Source organism: Pelagerythrobacter sp. Soil_C_18, assembly GCF_057657235.1.
Genome location: NZ_JBDGIU010000003.1, coordinates 365774 through 380420, shown reverse-complemented (window position 1 = coordinate 380420; position 14647 = coordinate 365774). Strand labels below are relative to the sequence as shown.

The 14647-nt window shown below is 67.0% G+C and carries 13 protein-coding genes; 4 read left to right on the top strand and 9 right to left on the bottom strand.

Annotated features, from left to right (window positions below; all coding sequences use genetic code 11):
* Window positions 1–20 precede the first annotated feature (20 nt).
* Both AC3A5N_RS09875 and glnA read left to right on the top strand, forming a co-directional pair.
* On the top strand, window positions 21–359 hold the full coding sequence (locus tag AC3A5N_RS09875; protein ID WP_487737142.1) for a P-II family nitrogen regulator: 339 nt from the start codon (window positions 21–23) through the stop codon (window positions 357–359).
* A 152-nt stretch (window positions 360–511) separates the two neighbouring features.
* The gene (gene glnA, locus AC3A5N_RS09870) at window positions 512–1921 is read left to right on the top strand and encodes a type I glutamate--ammonia ligase (protein ID WP_487737141.1); all 1410 of its coding nucleotides are present in this window, start codon (window positions 512–514) and stop codon (window positions 1919–1921) included.
* A gap of 65 nt (window positions 1922–1986) precedes the next feature.
* Here the strand turns inward: glnA and AC3A5N_RS09865 are convergent, their stop codons facing one another.
* From AC3A5N_RS09865 to AC3A5N_RS09855, 3 genes are all read right to left on the bottom strand, one after another.
* Window positions 1987–2646, bottom strand: coding sequence for a hypothetical protein (locus AC3A5N_RS09865; protein ID WP_487737140.1), 660 nt, complete (start codon window positions 2644–2646; stop codon window positions 1987–1989).
* Window positions 2647–2650: 4 nt separating this feature from the next.
* A complete protein-coding gene (locus tag AC3A5N_RS09860; RefSeq protein ID WP_487737139.1) occupies window positions 2651–2863 on the bottom strand; it encodes a helix-turn-helix transcriptional regulator in 213 nt (70 codons plus the stop codon).
* A 206-nt stretch (window positions 2864–3069) separates the two neighbouring features.
* Entirely contained in the window at window positions 3070–3513 is a 444-nt protein-coding gene (locus AC3A5N_RS09855; RefSeq protein ID WP_487737138.1) for a hypothetical protein, read from the bottom strand.
* An 82-nt stretch (window positions 3514–3595) separates the two neighbouring features.
* Here AC3A5N_RS09855 and AC3A5N_RS09850 point away from each other — a divergent pair, with 82 nt between their 5' ends.
* Window positions 3596–3733: a hypothetical protein gene (locus tag AC3A5N_RS09850; protein WP_487737137.1), complete on the top strand. Its 138-nt coding sequence runs from the start codon at window positions 3596–3598 to the stop codon at window positions 3731–3733.
* Here the strand turns inward: AC3A5N_RS09850 and AC3A5N_RS09845 are convergent.
* From AC3A5N_RS09845 to AC3A5N_RS09830, 4 genes are all read right to left on the bottom strand, one after another.
* The gene (locus AC3A5N_RS09845) at window positions 3730–3951 is read right to left on the bottom strand and encodes a YegP family protein (protein WP_487737136.1); all 222 of its coding nucleotides are present in this window, start codon (window positions 3949–3951) and stop codon (window positions 3730–3732) included. The two genes, AC3A5N_RS09850 and AC3A5N_RS09845, sit on opposite strands and share 4 nt — an antisense overlap.
* Before the next feature lie 189 nt (window positions 3952–4140).
* Window positions 4141–5097 (bottom strand): IS1595 family transposase, encoded by a 957-nt coding sequence (locus AC3A5N_RS09840; protein WP_487737135.1) that lies wholly within the window; start codon window positions 5095–5097, stop codon window positions 4141–4143.
* Window positions 5098–5181: 84 nt separating this feature from the next.
* Window positions 5182–6465, bottom strand: coding sequence for an alpha/beta hydrolase family protein (locus tag AC3A5N_RS09835; RefSeq protein WP_487737134.1), 1284 nt, complete (start codon window positions 6463–6465; stop codon window positions 5182–5184).
* 69 nt (window positions 6466–6534) lie between these two features.
* Complete coding sequence (locus tag AC3A5N_RS09830) at window positions 6535–7347, bottom strand: AraC family transcriptional regulator (RefSeq protein ID WP_487737133.1); 813 nt, start codon at window positions 7345–7347, stop codon at window positions 6535–6537.
* A gap of 377 nt (window positions 7348–7724) precedes the next feature.
* Between AC3A5N_RS09830 and AC3A5N_RS09825 the strand changes: the two genes are divergently transcribed.
* Window positions 7725–8333 (top strand): lysozyme, encoded by a 609-nt coding sequence (locus AC3A5N_RS09825; protein ID WP_487737132.1) that lies wholly within the window; start codon window positions 7725–7727, stop codon window positions 8331–8333.
* On the opposite strand, the gene AC3A5N_RS09820 is transcribed toward AC3A5N_RS09825, so the two are convergent.
* Both AC3A5N_RS09820 and AC3A5N_RS09815 read right to left on the bottom strand, forming a co-directional pair.
* Window positions 8327–12523, bottom strand: coding sequence for a translocation/assembly module TamB domain-containing protein (locus tag AC3A5N_RS09820; RefSeq protein WP_487737131.1), 4197 nt, complete (start codon window positions 12521–12523; stop codon window positions 8327–8329). The genes AC3A5N_RS09825 and AC3A5N_RS09820 overlap by 7 nt on opposite strands.
* Complete coding sequence (locus AC3A5N_RS09815; RefSeq protein WP_487737130.1) at window positions 12523–14607, bottom strand: autotransporter assembly complex protein TamA; 2085 nt, start codon at window positions 14605–14607, stop codon at window positions 12523–12525. Before AC3A5N_RS09815 ends, AC3A5N_RS09820 begins: the two co-directional genes overlap by 1 nt.
* Window positions 14608–14647 lie beyond the last annotated feature (40 nt).

Here is a 14647-nt window from a genome sequence, read left to right as displayed (position 1 = left end):
TTGCGTAGGATCGGGATGACATGAAGAAGATCGAAGCGATCATCAAACCCTTCAAGCTCGACGAAGTGAAGGAGGCGCTGCACGAAATCGGCGTGTCCGGCATCACCGTGACCGAGGCGAAGGGTTTCGGCCGCCAGAAGGGGCATACCGAGCTCTATCGCGGCGCCGAATACGTCGTCGACTTCCTGCCCAAGGTGAAGCTCGAAGTCGTCGTCGGCGACCAGATCGCCGAGCGCGTGGTGGAGGCGATCGCCGCCGCCGCGCAGACCGGCCGGATCGGCGACGGCAAGATCTTCGTCACCAATATCGAATCGGCGCTCCGCATCCGCACCGGCGAGCGGGACGAGGATGCGATCTAGAGTTATTCCCCTCCCGCTCGCGGGAGGGGAGCGAGACTTGGGTCTGCGCAGCAGGCCCTAGTCGCAGCGGGGTGGGAAGCCCGGACCGCTGCGACCGGCCCACCCCCGGCCCCTCCCGCAAGCGGGAGGGGAGAAGATAAGGAAGATACCACATGTCCAAGGCCAATGATGTCCTCAAGCAGATCGAGGAGCAGGAGATCGAGTGGGTCGACCTGCGCTTCACCGACCCTAAGGGCAAGTGGCACCACCTGACGATGACCGCCGCGATGCTGGGCGAGGACGAGCTCGAGGACGGCCTGATGTTCGACGGCTCCTCGATCGCCGGGTGGAAGGTGATCAACGAGAGCGACATGATCCTCAAGCCGGATCTGGAGCGGACCTACATCGATCCGTTCAGCGCGACGCCGATGATGATCCTGTTCTGCGACATCGTCGAGCCCTCGACCGGCGACTGGTATGCCCGCGATCCGCGCACGACCGCCAAGCGCGCGGAGAACTACCTCAAGTCGACCGGCATCGGCGACACGATCTACGTCGGCCCCGAAGCCGAGTTCTTCATGTTCGACGACGTCCGCTTCGAGGACGGCTATGCCGGCTCGGGCTATACGATCGACGACATCGAGCTGCCGACCAACTCCGGCCGAGAATACGAGGCGGGCAACCTCGCGCACCGTCCCCGCGCCAAGGGCGGATACTTCCCCGTGGCCCCCGTCGACAGCGCCGTCGACATCCGCGCCGAGATGGTTTCGACCATGCTCGAGATGGGCCTCAAGTGCGACAAGCACCACCACGAGGTCGCCGCCGCGCAGCACGAGCTCGGCCTGCTCTTCTCGACCTTGGTCGAGACCGCCGACAACATGCAGATCTACAAGTACGTCGTGCACCAGGTCGCGCATGCCTACGGCAAGACGGCGACCTTCATGCCCAAGCCGATCAAGGCGGACAACGGCAGCGGCATGCACACGCACATGTCGATCTGGAACGAAGGCAAGCCGACCTTCGCGGGCAACGGCTATGCCGGCCTGTCGGACAACTGCCTGTACTACATCGGCGGCGTCATCAAGCACGCCAAGGCGCTGAACGCCTTCACCAATCCGAGCACCAACAGCTACAAGCGGCTGGTGCCCGGGTTCGAGGCACCGGTCCTGCTCGCCTATTCGGCGCGCAACCGCTCGGCCAGCTGCCGCATCCCCTACGGCGCGGGCGACAAGGCGAAGCGCGTGGAATTCCGCTTCCCCGATCCGATGGCCAACCCCTACCTCGCCTACGCCGCGCTGCTGATGGCCGGGCTCGACGGGATCCAGAACAAGATCCATCCGGGCGAGGCGATGGACAAGAACCTCTACGACCTGCCGCCGGCCGAACTGGCCGACGTGCCGACCGTCTGCGGCAGCCTGCGCGAGGCGCTCGAATCGCTCGCGGCGGACCACGACTTCCTGCTCAAGGGCGACGTGTTCACCAAGGACCAGATCGACGCCTACATCGAAGTAAAGTGGGAAGAAGTCCTGCGCGTGGAGACCACACCGTCGCCGGTCGAATTCGAACTGTACTACAGCGCCTGATCCGCGGGACCGCGGTTACGAAGGGGGCGTCCGGAGCAATCCGGGCGCCCCTTTTCGTTTCGGCGTCAGTTGGGCGTCATCATGCCCCTGCGCCCGATCACCACGAACGTGGCGAGCAGCAGGCCGCCGAAGGCGAGCGAGAGGAGGTCGAGCGGCTGCGGCGCGGCGACCATGCCGGCGGCGGCGGCACCGCCCCAGAGCACGCAGACGACCAGCAGGAAGTTGCCGAGAAGCGCGCTCGCCTCCACGCTGAGCTGGCGCCACAACTCGTCAAAGCTCCGCCACATCAGCACCGAAGCGACCGCCACGACGGCGATGACTGCGGCAAGGATCCAGAAGGCGCTCGCGGACGAGATCGGCGCGACGGGATCGCCGGTCGCGCCATAGGCGAGCAGAACCAGCGCGGCGCCGATCGCGAGCGAGCAGATCGCGCTGCCCGCCATATTGGCGCGGTCGTCCTCGATGTCCTCCGCATCGGCCACGTTGAGCAGCCGCTGTCCGATCAGGCGCGGGGCGAGCGTGCCGATGCCGACGAACAGGCCCATGATCCCGTAGATCAGGCCGATCCCGCCGAGGATCAGTTGTGACGGCGCCCACCCCGGCGCCTCGCCCGGCTCCAGCAGCGAGAGCACGGCGATCGCGCCGCCCCCGCCGACCACGGCGCCGACGAGCGCCTGCAAGGCGATCTTGCGCCAGGTGATGGCTTCGTTTGCGCCCACGGTCATGTCGTTACTCCTCCTCCTCCGGAGACCAGTCGTCGATGAACAGATCGGGCACCGCCACGCCGAACAGCTTCGCCATGCGCAGCGCCAGCGGCAGCGAGGGGTCGTACTTGTCGGTCTCGACCGCGTTGATCGTCTGCCGCGAGACGCCGAGCCGGCGGGCGAGCTCGCCCTGGCTCCAGCCCTGCGCTTCGCGGTGTTCTTTCAAACGATTGCGCACCCACGCGACTCCTCTGCCTGACAAGAACTCTTTACTGTAAAGACCTCTTGTCAGTCAAGAACTCTGGACATTGTATACTTGACAAAGCAGAACAAACATGGAACATGATTCGCGACAGGCCGGCGCTCTTTCTCATGGTGTGGTTTTGGTTCGTGACTGGATGGACCGCAATTGGTCGGCCATTCAGGATGGCGGTGAGCCGGAGATCACCCGTCTAGTTGCAGACGTGCAATCTCTAGTCCGTAATCATGAATTTGCTGATCGGTGAAGCCGCTCGTGGCCATCACCCGGTCGAAGGAGGGCAAAAACTCATCATCGTAGTAGGCCACCAGTGTTCGGTGTTTGATGGTGAGTTTGTTTTTCACCTCCCGCGAGACAACCACCCAAGGTTGATCGCGTTCAGCAAAAGTGACGAATCCGTGCGCGAGCGCGTTGCGTCCGGTTCTTGATTGAAAATCTCGAACGGCGGAAACGAAGGCGCTGTGTTCTTCGGACTCGGCCAGGAGCGATGCGAGCAGGTTAAATTTCGCGCCTCCCCCCAGTGGTCCGCAAACAATGCATGCTTGCGCTGTAGTGAGGTTAAGCGCCTCCTTTATCCTCATTTCCATGGCTAATTCGACGCTGCCCCACATCATGAATATGAGGCCCATAGTGCTTGTTTGGGCAAGCTCGCGGGGGTTCGATTGGATCACAGCGGGTTGTGCTGGTATGGAGAGCTTAAAGGAGATTTCCGTGGGTAAGTCAGACACTGGCGAAACCTATTCCGAAGAGGAAACCGAACGCCGCCGACAAGCCGCGCTAAAGCGGATGCTGGCAACGCCGCACAAGCCGCAAGATGAACAGAAGATCGGTAAGCGACGAAAGCGTTAGCCGGTCTGTTTCTGGTTTTCTGCGGCCGCGTCCGTCCGCCAAATCGCCTTTCCTGCGCTTTGCTGGACTAGCTCAATACCATGCTTGCAGTTGGCGTAGGTTGTGTAGCCTTCACCGCTATCAGCAATGATCTTGTGATTGTTGGCTTGGTAGCGCCAGCGGTATTCACCTGCGTCGTCGACATAAATCAGGAATGATGGATAAGGACGGTTGGCCATGGATACCCCCTCTGAGCAGTGCTGGTCATTCGTTTACGCGATGGGCGCGTCCCGCTTTTCTTTTGAGGTGGTAGCATCCTCACGCGAGATTGCGGAGTCCGCTGTCCGTGCGGCTACTTGCGAGGGTGCTATTTTCCCTGCGTCCAGCGCTTGCGCCTCTCGCCAATGTGGCGGAGCAGCTTCAATCGCTTAGGCGGCGATTGGGTCAGTCCGCCGATAGGTGAGGCGCTTGCCAGTGATGCCTTTGAGGGCCAGATCGGCGCGCTCCGCGTCGTTCGTGCCGAGCCCCGAACGGTTGCTGTAGCGGAAGTCGAACTCGGCAAGATAGCGGTGCAGGTGCTGCTGTCCGCAGTGCTGGTAGATGCCGCGCATACCGCGCTTAAAGATGCCAAAGAAGCCCTCGACCGTGTTCGTCGTCACGTCGCCGCGAGCATACTCTTTGATGCGGTGATTGACCGTCTCGTGGGCCGCAAAGTGGCGACCCGGCGCGATGTAGGCCTTGGCTTCGTCGGTCACGAGGCGGCTCTGACGATCGACGCGGGTGAACAGGAGCTTGGACACGTTCGCGGGGCCGAATGACTCGGTGAACACAACACTGGTGGAGCGGCCCGTCACGCGATCCACAAGCGAGACAACGCGGTTCATGTGCTGAATGGGAGTGCGCGAGAGGGCCTTGGTCTTGTCGCGGCCAATGTAGGTCTCGTCCACTTCGACCGTTCCGCCGGGACCGCCCATCGGGGTGTCGTCGGTAGGGACCATCGCTTCACGGATGCGGTGCGCCATGAACCATGCGGTCTTGTAGGTGACGCCAAGCATACGGTGAAGCTGGTGGGCGCTGATGCCCTTCTTGCTGGCGCACATGAGGTGCGTGGCAAGCAGCCACTTGTGGAGAGGAACCTTAGAGCTTTCGAATACGGTCCCGACCGTGACGGTGAACTGCTTGCGGCAGTCGTTGCACTGAACGACGCCCTTGCGAAGCGCGCCTTCGGGATGGGCCTTTGTCTTGCGGCCACGCTGCGGAGGGAGCCGCTTCGTATCCTTGCTTTCACAGTGAGGGCAGACAGGACCGTTCGGCCAGTGGAGCGCTTCAAGGTGCTCGCGGGCTGCGTCTTCGTTCTGGAAGCGGGGATCGTAGATGTTTTCCATAGGCACACCCTAGCTATGAGGGGTGCTTTGTCAAGTATATAATGTCCAGAACTCTTTACAGATGCGGTCTTGCCGAGCCGCGGGTCATAGCTTCACACCGCGACCATAGGGGCCCCGGACGTCGCGCTTGATCCAGTCGGCCAGGAGGCGGAGATAGCCGTCCGTGATGCGGGTTCCGGTGCGCGAGCCGTCGGCATTCTCGCGATATTCCATCATGCCGTGGTCGGTGTCGGGGAAGAGATAGACGTCGATCGGCTGCCCCGCCCCGGCCAGCTCCGCCAGCACCGCGCGCGTCCGCTCGATCGGAGCCTCGCGGTCGTCCTCGGCGAGGACCCAGAGAAGCGGAACGTCCAGCTTCGCCAGCGCGGCCTTGGCGTCGTAGTCCCAGATGAGTTCCAGATTGTCGAACCGCGCACGGCCGATGCGGCGCAGGTCCGCATCGCTCATCCGAAGCATGTCGCCGCTGTATTCGCCGGCGATGGTCGCAGCCCACGGGGCGTCACCGATCTCGCGCCGCGCCGCTTCGAGCGCCTCAAACCCGCGCGCGAAGTGCGTGCGCACCAGCTCGGCGGTGGCGTCGGAGAGCCGCTCGACCTGCGCCATCTCTTCCGCGGCAAAGCCCATGCGGCGCGCCTCCTCCAGCAATTGCGCCCGGTCCTCCTCGATCGGCGAGACGACCAGGCCGAAGCCGATGGCCACGAAATCGGCCGGAGCGCGCGTAGCGGCGAGTGGCGCAACCCAGCCGCCCTGGCTGCCGCCGAAGAACCCGGCTCGCCCGAAGCGTCCGGCGGCCAGAACTCGCGCCTGCTCCAGCGCGGCGGCGGCATCCTCCGCCAACAGCTCGAAGTTCTGCGTGTAGGTGCCGCCCGATGCGCCGGTCCCGCGCTTGTCGTAGACGAACACCGAGACGCCCTGCGCCGCGAGCATGTAGCCGTAGACGCTGCCGATCGCGGCGGTGCTTTCGGAACCGTGCACCATCACCACCAGCGGCCGCGTGGGATCGGATGGTCCGGCGGGCTCGACCAGCTGACCGGCGAGCGGGGTCGCGGCGCTGTCAAAAATCGCGTCGGTTTCGCGCAGCGCGATCCGCGGCCATTGCTGCGCCACCCCATCGGCCGCGGCAACGGTGGCGACGCCATCACGGCATGTGACCGGCGCTCCCGCATCTGCCGTACTGCCGCGGCGGCCGTCGGGGAACAGGTAGCGCTGGCCCGCGGCAGGTGTCGCACCCGGCGCCCCCAGCACCACGAACGCATCCTCGCCTGTACCATAGGCGCCCGCCCCGCACTCCGCCTTCGCCGTTGCCGCCGCTCCCACGGCAACCAGCGCCAGCGCCGCGTTCCGAAGCCACGCAATTCGACCCGACATGTTCTTCTCCTATCACACTGCACCCAGCTCGTTCGGCCCTAGGGCACGCGGCAGGCGAAGGATTGAACGTTATTGCTGGCGATAGCGCTGCGGCGACACGCCCACGATCCGCTGGAACCGCCGCGTCAGGTGGCTCTGGTCCGCGAAACCGACCTGCAACGCGACGTCGGCAATGGGCTGCCCGGCAAGCAGCAGGCGCCGCGCCGCGTTCACCCGGCACTGATTGCGGTAGGCCATCGGGCTGAGGCCGGTGCAGGCCTTGAACACGTGGGCAAACCGGAACACGCTGAGACCCGCGCGTGCCGCCAGGTCGGACAACCCGAAATCTTCCGCGAAATGGTCGTCGATCCAGTCGCGCACTTCACCGGCAGCATCTCCACCGCGCGGCGGCGGCGCGGCCTCGACCTCGGTGCGGCCGATCAGCGCATCCACCAGCGCGGCCAGCGCGCTTTGCTGCGCGAGCCGATCGTCCGGCACCCTGCTCAAGCGGGCGTGGAGGCCGGCGATCGCGCCGGCCAACACGTGGTCCGACAACACCGGAGAGGCGAACGTCAGCGGCGCCTCCCCGCTCTCGCCGACGTAAGCCGCGATGGCGGCAACGGGGAGATAGAACACGCGGTAGCGCAACGCCTCGCGCCCGAGACTTCGGTTGGAATGCGGCTCGTGCGGGTGAAGCAGCAGGACCTGGCCGGGCGAGACGGTGTGCGTCCGTCCACGCACGTTAAGGGCCTCCGCCCCCTCGGTCACGGTTCCGACGACATAGCCGTCATGCGTATGCACCGGGAAGGCGCGGTCGCGGTAAGACACGGTGACGAGCTCGACACCGTCGAGGAAGCGCGGCCGCACGAAGGCAGCGTGGTCGTGGCATCGGGCTGATTCCATGTCGTCTCCGGTCGCGCCCAGATAGCCCGCGGCTACGCGATCCTGCAAATCAGGGCCGCAGCCATTTCCTACACGACCTGAATATGCCACACAGTGCCGATGTCCGTTGCTCGATTCGTTACTTGCTCTTGCACCGTATCTGGCGAGAGGTGTCGCGAACGTCTCGGTTGTGTGACTTTAAAGAAAGTGAAGTGCACACACGACCTGCAGTTCTTTTTCGCAAGTACCTGACAGGAATAGAGGAAACCGCAAGGTTACACTTGCGTAAACCTGCCGGGAGCGTCAACACCCGCCCCGCCCCGCAAAAAACCATTTTCCTACACGCCCCGATCCTGCCTAATTGCTTCACCTCGATTCGCTTTCGACGAGGTGCTTCCATGCAGCGCAAGACGATTTTCGACGCAGTCCGGCAGATGCTCGGGCGTGGTTTTCGCCAGGTGGAGGTTGAGCGGCTCGACCGCGCGATAGACCGGGCGCTCGGCTCCGACGGCACGCCTGAGCCGCCGCACTCCCGCTCCGTCGGTCCGCCGGGCGTGGCCCTGATCAAGCGGTTCGAAGGGTGCGAGCGGCTGCGGGCGGACGGACTGGTCGAGGCCTATCCCGACCCGGCCAGCGGCGGGGCGCCGTGGACGATCGGTTGGGGAGCGACCGGGCCGGAGATCGGTCCCGGAACGGTGTGGACGCAGGCGCAGTGCGACGCACGGCTCGAGCGCGATCTGGAGCGCTACGCCGCCGGAGTCGCCGCGGCGATCGGCGACGCTCCGACGACGCAGGAGCAGTTCGATGCGCTGGTCTCGTTCCACTACAACACCGGCGCGATCGCGCGGGCGACGCTGACGCGGAAACACGTCGCGGGTGACCATACCGGCGCCGCGCGCGAGTTCGCCCGCTGGAACCGCGCCGGCGGCCGCGTGCTCAGGGGACTGACCCGGCGCCGCGCCGCCGAAGCGGAGCTCTACGGCCGGCGAGCGCCGAACGCTCAGTAGTCGCGGCTGATTTCCGCCCGGACGCTTTCGCGGCCGATGGTCGAGATACTCGCGAGCAGCGAGAGCCACGAGGTCACGCGGAACTCGACTTCGGTCGCGCTGTAGCCCTGCCCGTCGGTGATGATCTCGGCGTAGAAGCGGCGTCCGAAGTTCTTGCCCACGGCTACCGCAGTGCCGCGATCCAGCGCCGGATCGGGCCCAACGATGCGCAGCCGGTCGAGCCCGATCGCGGTGCGGAGCTGGTTGATCGGGTCGAGCCCGCCGCCACCGCGCAGCGAGGCGACCGCCGCGCCGAGCTGGAGCGCATCGGTCGCGGAAAGCTCGGTGATCGAGCCGCCGAACAGCAGCCGCGCGAGGATCTCCTCCTCGGGCAGCGCGGGCGAGGAGGTGAAGCTGATCTCCGGCTCCATGGCATTGCCCTGCACCTGGACGATGACGTTGAGGCCGTCACGCTCGGTCTCGGCGCGAATGTCGAGCCGCGGGTCGATCGGGCCGCTCTCGTCGAACTCGATGCGGCCGCGCGTCAGCTCGAAGCTGGTGCCGGCGAAGTTGTACTCGCCGCGAACTACCCGGGCCTCGCCGCCGATGCGCGGGTCGTCGGTCGTGCCGCGCACGCGCACGTTGGCGCTCCACTCGCTGTCGAGCCCCATGCCGTCGACGTCGACCCGGCTCGGCGCGCGGGCGTCGATCAGGTAGCGCCAGGGCGCGCTGGCAGTCGGAAGCGGTGCGATGTCGGCCGGCGTGTTGATCTCGCGCGTTTCGATCCGCGGCAGGTCCTGGGCGGTGGCTGCCGTGCCGAGGCTCCAGCTCGCCCGGTTGACCAGCAGGCGCCCTGCGATCGTGCCGCCGAGCCCGTCGGAGACGATCCGCAGCGGCCCCGTGACGGTCGCCGAAAGGCCGTTGGCGTTGAGCAGGCGCGCGTTCCTTGCCGCTGCCCGAATGTCCATCTGCGGGCCGCGGACGCCGAGATCGCGCAAGGTCACCGTACCGCTGCCGGAAACGGTGCCGCCGTTGGGCGTGGAGCCGCTGAACCGCGTGAGGCGCAGGCGCGAGCCTTCGAAGTCCCCGCGCGCAGTGACGCCGGTGATGTCGGTGCCGGAAAGGCCGCTGCGCACCCGCAAGTCGTCGCTCGCCATCGAGCCGCGCACGCGCGGTTCGGCCAGCGTGCCGGTGACGTTGGCGGCGAGCGAGAGCGGGCCGGTAAGGTCGAACGCGTCGATCGCGGCGAGACGCCAGAGCGCGTCGGCCGGCCCGGCGTAGCGGAGCTGCGCGAACAGGCTGCCGGCGCGGAGCCGGTCGAACAGGGCGCCCGATTGCGGCAGGCCCGAGATGCGGCCCTGCAGGCGCCCGCGCCGTTCCTCGCCCTCGTCGATCACGGCGCGCGTCTCGAGCCGATCCTCGCTCAGCCTTGCGACAAGCGAGAGATCGATCGGGCGGGAGGAGAGCACGAGGCCGGAACGGGTCAGCCCGTCGACCTGCACCCGCACGCTGCCGACCGGCAGCCCGCCGGCGCTGGCGCTGAAATCGACGATGCCGGAGACCGTGCCGCCGAGGCCCATGTCCGCCACGACCACGTCGACCAGCGAGAGCGGCATGCGCGCCAGTTGCACTTGCATCGCCGTCGGTTCGTCGCCGCCGAAGCGGCCCTGGGCAATGGCGATGCCGCGGCCGTAGCTGAGCTGCGTGGGCTGCAGGGCCCAGCCGCCGCCTTCCTGCGCGAGCAGCACGGCGCGGCGCGGCATGCGGATGCGCCGTCCGGCGAAGTCGCCGCGCGCGGCCACGGCGATGCGGTTCGCGGCGACTTGTGCTTCGACCTGCATGTTGAAGCGGCTGCCGCGGCGGCCGGAGAACGCGGCGCTAATGTCGCCCTCCCCGTTGCGCAGCCGCGCGGTCGCAGCCAGTCGGCCGAGGAAGAGCGTGCCATACTGCACGCCCTGCGCCGAAACCCTGCCCTCGATCGTGCTGTTGCCCTCGACCAGCAGGCCGCTGCCTTCGATCTGCGCCCGCCCGATCGCGATCGTCGTCTCGCCGCCGAAGCGCGCGTTGTTGGCGGCGAGGTTGACGTCGAACCCCTGCCCGCCGCCACGCGGAGCGAGCGCGACCGTCCCGTCGAGCCCGCCGCCCGAGAGCGCGAGGTCCCCGGTGACCCCGCCGTCGCCGAGCAACAGGTCGCCGCGCACGCTGGTCTGCCACACGTCGAGGCGGTCGATCGCGATCCGGGTCGGGCCGCCGGCTGGCATGAACAGCTCCAGCGTCCCGTCGAACGGACCAAGCATGGAGCCGCCTTCGGTGTCGATCTGGAAGCCGTTCTCGATCGGCGCGATGGCGACGCGCACGTCCTCCAGCCCCGCGGCGGGGAACGGACTGGCGAAGACCAGCTCCGCCGTCGGCCCCTCGCCATCCAGCGCGGCCTCGACCGTGAACGGCCCGTACTCGGTATGGGACCCCCGCCCGGCGAGTGTCGTGCCGCCCTCGCGCACCTGCCCGTCGAGCGCGAGCTGGAGCTTGGCCGCATCGAGCGAGACGTCGCGGAAGACGATCGGCCCGGCCCCGCTCAGCCCAACGCCGCCGCGGAAGCGGATCGACGGACCGGCCAGGTTCGCGAGGGTGGCGTTCTCCACATCGGGGATGCGACCCGCGAAATTGGCATTCAGCGTCCAGGGCACGCCGCTCGCGGTCTTGAACAGAATCTTGGCCGTGCCGTTGACGGTGCCGATATTCTCGAGCCGAAGCCCGCGCAGCTCAATCGGCCCGGCGATGGCATAGGCGCCGGTCCGCGTCTCGCCCCGCAGCGAGAAACGCGCGCTGGCGTCGGGGAAGACGAGCCGCAGATCGTCGGACACGATGCGCGTGCCGCTGTAGGCGACGGTGCCGGCTAGCCGCCCACGCACCAGCCGGGGGTCGATCAGATCGTTGCCGGCAACGACTTGCTGCACCCGCGCGTCGAGCGGGAAGACCCAGCGGGCGCCGTCGTAGGTCGCCGTGCCCTCCTGAACCAGGCCGCGCACTTCGGTCGTCCCGCTGGCGAAGCGGTCGACCACCAGCCGGTGGCCGATCGTCAGGTCGCGGAAAGCGCCGTCGAGGGTCGCGAGCACGCGCGCGCCTTCGACCCGCATGTCGGGTCCGAACCCGGCCTCGGTGAGCTGGAGGTCCAGCACCAGGTCGTCGAACACATTGTTCGCGAGATCGACCGTCCCCTCGGCCTCGCCCTTGATCGTGCGCGAGCGGACGGCGAGGTCGCCCGCGAGCACGCTGTCCTTCAGCGTGCCGAACGCGGCGAGCGAAATCGGACCCTCGAGCAGCTCCGCGGCCTGTCCGGTTAGTGCCGGCGCAGGCGTCGCCTGCCCGACGATGCCGTAGCGGCCGTCGCGGTTGGTGAGGCGGAAGGCGGCGAAGCGCTCGTCTTCGCGCTGGACGAGCAGCGCCCCGCGCCAGTCGCTCCAGGTGCCGTCGCCCTTGATCAGCGCGCGGTACCCGGCGTCGGCGCCGATCAGACCAGCGATCACACCGCCTTGGGGCGCGAGGTAGTCGAGATCCATGTCGAACCGGTCGCCGTCGGGCTCGGCATCGACCAGCAGGTGCAGCCGATCATGCTCTCCCAGCCTGCCGTCGGCGTTGAGGAACACGCGCCCATCGCGGATATCGGCCTTGGCGGTGAGATCGACGCGGTGCTCGCGATCGTCGACCACCCCGCGCGCGACGCGGAAGTCGTCGAGTTCCAGCCGGTCCACGCGAATGTCGAAGTTGGGCAGGATCGGCGCGTCGGGATCGCCGGGAAGCAGCTCGGGCGTGCGCAGCAGAGTGCCGCGCCGGGCCGCGAGATTGCGCACGTCGAGCCCGCTCCACAGCCAGTTGAGCGGCCGCCAGTCGAGCTCCGCCACCGGCACGGTGAGGAACGGGCCCTGGGGGTCAGACAGGGTGACGTCGTGCAGGGTCGCGCGGCGGTAGATGTCGCCTTCGATCCGACCGATCGAGATCCGCAGGCCAGAGGCCGGCGCAACCTCCGCAATGCGGTCCACGATGAAACGCTTCCCGATCGGGCTGTTGAGCACCACGATGGCGAGCAGCACGATCGCCACGAGACCCGCGATGATCCCCGCGGTCCATCGACTCAGGCGGACGACCCGCGAGCGTTGGCGGCGCGGCGGCGCGACGTCCTCGGCAGGCGCGACGTTCTCGTCTTCCGCCATCAGAAGGCCTGCCCCAGCGAGACGTAAACCGCGACCGGGCTGTCGTCGGGCCCAGGATTGAGCGGAGCGCCGACGTCGATGCGGATCGGGCCGAAGCCGGTCTGATACCGCACGCCGACGCCCGCACCGACCCGGAAGGTTTCGAAATCCGGCGTCGTGCTCGTGCTCACCGTGCCGGCATCGATGAACGGCACGACCGAAAGCGCGCCGTCGAAGAAGCCGGTCTTGATCCGGGCCTCGAACGCCAGTTCGGCCAGCGAGCGGCCGCCGGTCGGATCGCCGTCTTCGTCACGCGGACCGATCTCGCGATAGCCGTAGCCGCGCACCGAGCCGCCGCCGCCGGCATAGAACCGCCGCGAAGGCGCGATGTTCTCGATTGCGGTGCCCGGGATCGATCCGAACCGCGCGCGGCCCGCGAGCACGACCGTGTCGCTGACCTGCTGGTAATAGCTCGCATCGAGCTGGGTCCGGACATAGAAGCTCTCGGTCCCCTGAGTACGCGAGATTTCGGGCGAAATCCGCCCGCCAAGCCGGAAACCCTTGGTCGGGTCGAGCAGGTCGTCGGTCGTGTCGTAAAGTATCGACATAGGAAGTGCGCCGACGAAGTAGGTCTGGCGCGGCTCCGGCGGTGCATCGTCAGTCACTGGCGGACGCTCGCCGGTAGCGATCGCTTCGAACCCGACACTCCAGCTAATCGGCTTCTGGAACAGCAGCGTCGACGAACGCGAGTAGGTCGCAACGAAGGCGACTGTGCGCGCGTCGAATGCCGGGCTGTCGATCGTGCTTGCGTAGGCGTCGAGGTTGAGGATGCGGTCGCGCCCGCCGAAGTTGTTGCGGCGGAAAGTGAGTCCGGCAAGCTGTTCCTGCGTGCCGACGATCCCGCGCACGCGAACCGCGCCCTCTGGCGGGAAGAAGTTGCGGTGCTCCCAGCTCGCCTCGATCCGGTAGCCTTCTTCCGAACCGTAGCCGATCGCGCCGGCGATCGTGCGCAACTCGGCCTCGGTCATGTCCACGTCGAGCGCGACTTCGCCAAGCTGATTGCCGGAAGGCGGTGCGACCTCGCGCTTCTTGATCGTGACCGAGGAGACAAGGCCCGTCGCCAGGATCGCTTGCCTCAGGTCCACCTCCAGGCTTCGCTTGTAGGTATCGCCCGGATCGAATCGCGCGATCGTCGCCAGATGCTCGCTCGAGAGGAAGTCGGGCATGCTGCTGACGACTTCTCCGAACACGTACTTCCCGTTGGGCCGGACGGGCAGCGTCAGATCGCCCTCTGTCCGCGCGTGGTCGACGAGCAGTTCGGGCGCATCGATCGCGGCGAAAGGATAGCCGGTCTCGCCGAGCGCCCGGTCGAGGTCGAACTGCTCCTCGACGATCTTGTCGCTCAACAGTGGGTCGCCCGGCTGAATCTCGAACGCGGCGCGGAGGCTTTCGTAATCGATCGCCTGATCGAGTTGGCCGAGATCGATCGCTCCGAAGCTATATTGCGGCCCGGGTACGATATCGAAGCGCACGTTCGGCCCCTGCGCGGCCTCCTCGCGCCCCGGACGGATACCGCCGACAGTGCGGATCACCTGCGCGTCGTAGTAGCCGTAGACGCGCAGCAGCTCGGCCAGCAACGCCTCGTCCTCACGCGCACGCGCGGCAAGCTGCGCGATATTGTCGTCAGTATCGCCGTCCTGCAGCTCCTCGATCGTGGATAGCGATTCGAAGCGCTTGGCGAACTCGCCGCGCATCGGGAAGCTTTCCTCGTCCGCCGGGAAGCCGAGCGAGAGCTCCGGCCCGAGCGTGATCACTTCGGCAGCGGGCGCGGCGCCGAGCTCATCGTCCTCATCATCGAGGTCGGCGAACTGGATGCTTTCGTCGCGTGGCAGCCGTTCGGGTTCGGGGATGTCCATCTGGTCGGGCCAGGGAACGGTGATGGCGACGTCTTCGTCGAGCGGCGAATCGGGTGCCAGATCCGGCGCTTGCTCGGCGAGCTCGCGCGCTTCGGGCTCGACGCCCTGCTCGGCCCAACCTTCGGGATTCTCGACCGCCGAATCGGGGATCAGGTCTTCGAGGCTTGCGCCGGGGTCCTGCGCCAGCAAGGCCTGAGGTGAAACCGCCAGAGCGAGGGCGAGCGCCGCT

Bases quoted from the DNA above. Each gene is read 5' to 3' on its own strand.
- AC3A5N_RS09855 (WP_487737138.1), bottom strand. From the start codon at position 3,513: ATGGGCCTCATATTCATGATGTGGGGCAGCGTCGAATTAGCCATGGAA.
- AC3A5N_RS09845 (WP_487737136.1), bottom strand. From the start codon at position 3,951: ATGGCCAACCGTCCTTATCCATCATTCCTGATTTATGTCGACGACGCA.
- AC3A5N_RS09830 (WP_487737133.1), bottom strand. From the start codon at position 7,347: ATGGAATCAGCCCGATGCCACGACCACGCTGCCTTCGTGCGGCCGCGC.
- AC3A5N_RS09865 (WP_487737140.1), bottom strand. From the start codon at position 2,646: ATGACCGTGGGCGCAAACGAAGCCATCACCTGGCGCAAGATCGCCTTG.
- glnA (WP_487737141.1), top strand. From the start codon at position 512: ATGTCCAAGGCCAATGATGTCCTCAAGCAGATCGAGGAGCAGGAGATC.
- AC3A5N_RS09840 (WP_487737135.1), bottom strand. From the start codon at position 5,097: ATGGAAAACATCTACGATCCCCGCTTCCAGAACGAAGACGCAGCCCGC.
- AC3A5N_RS09875 (WP_487737142.1), top strand. From the start codon at position 21: ATGAAGAAGATCGAAGCGATCATCAAACCCTTCAAGCTCGACGAAGTG.
- AC3A5N_RS09825 (WP_487737132.1), top strand. From the start codon at position 7,725: ATGCAGCGCAAGACGATTTTCGACGCAGTCCGGCAGATGCTCGGGCGT.
- AC3A5N_RS09820 (WP_487737131.1), bottom strand. From the start codon at position 12,523: ATGGCGGAAGACGAGAACGTCGCGCCTGCCGAGGACGTCGCGCCGCCG.
- AC3A5N_RS09835 (WP_487737134.1), bottom strand. From the start codon at position 6,465: ATGTCGGGTCGAATTGCGTGGCTTCGGAACGCGGCGCTGGCGCTGGTT.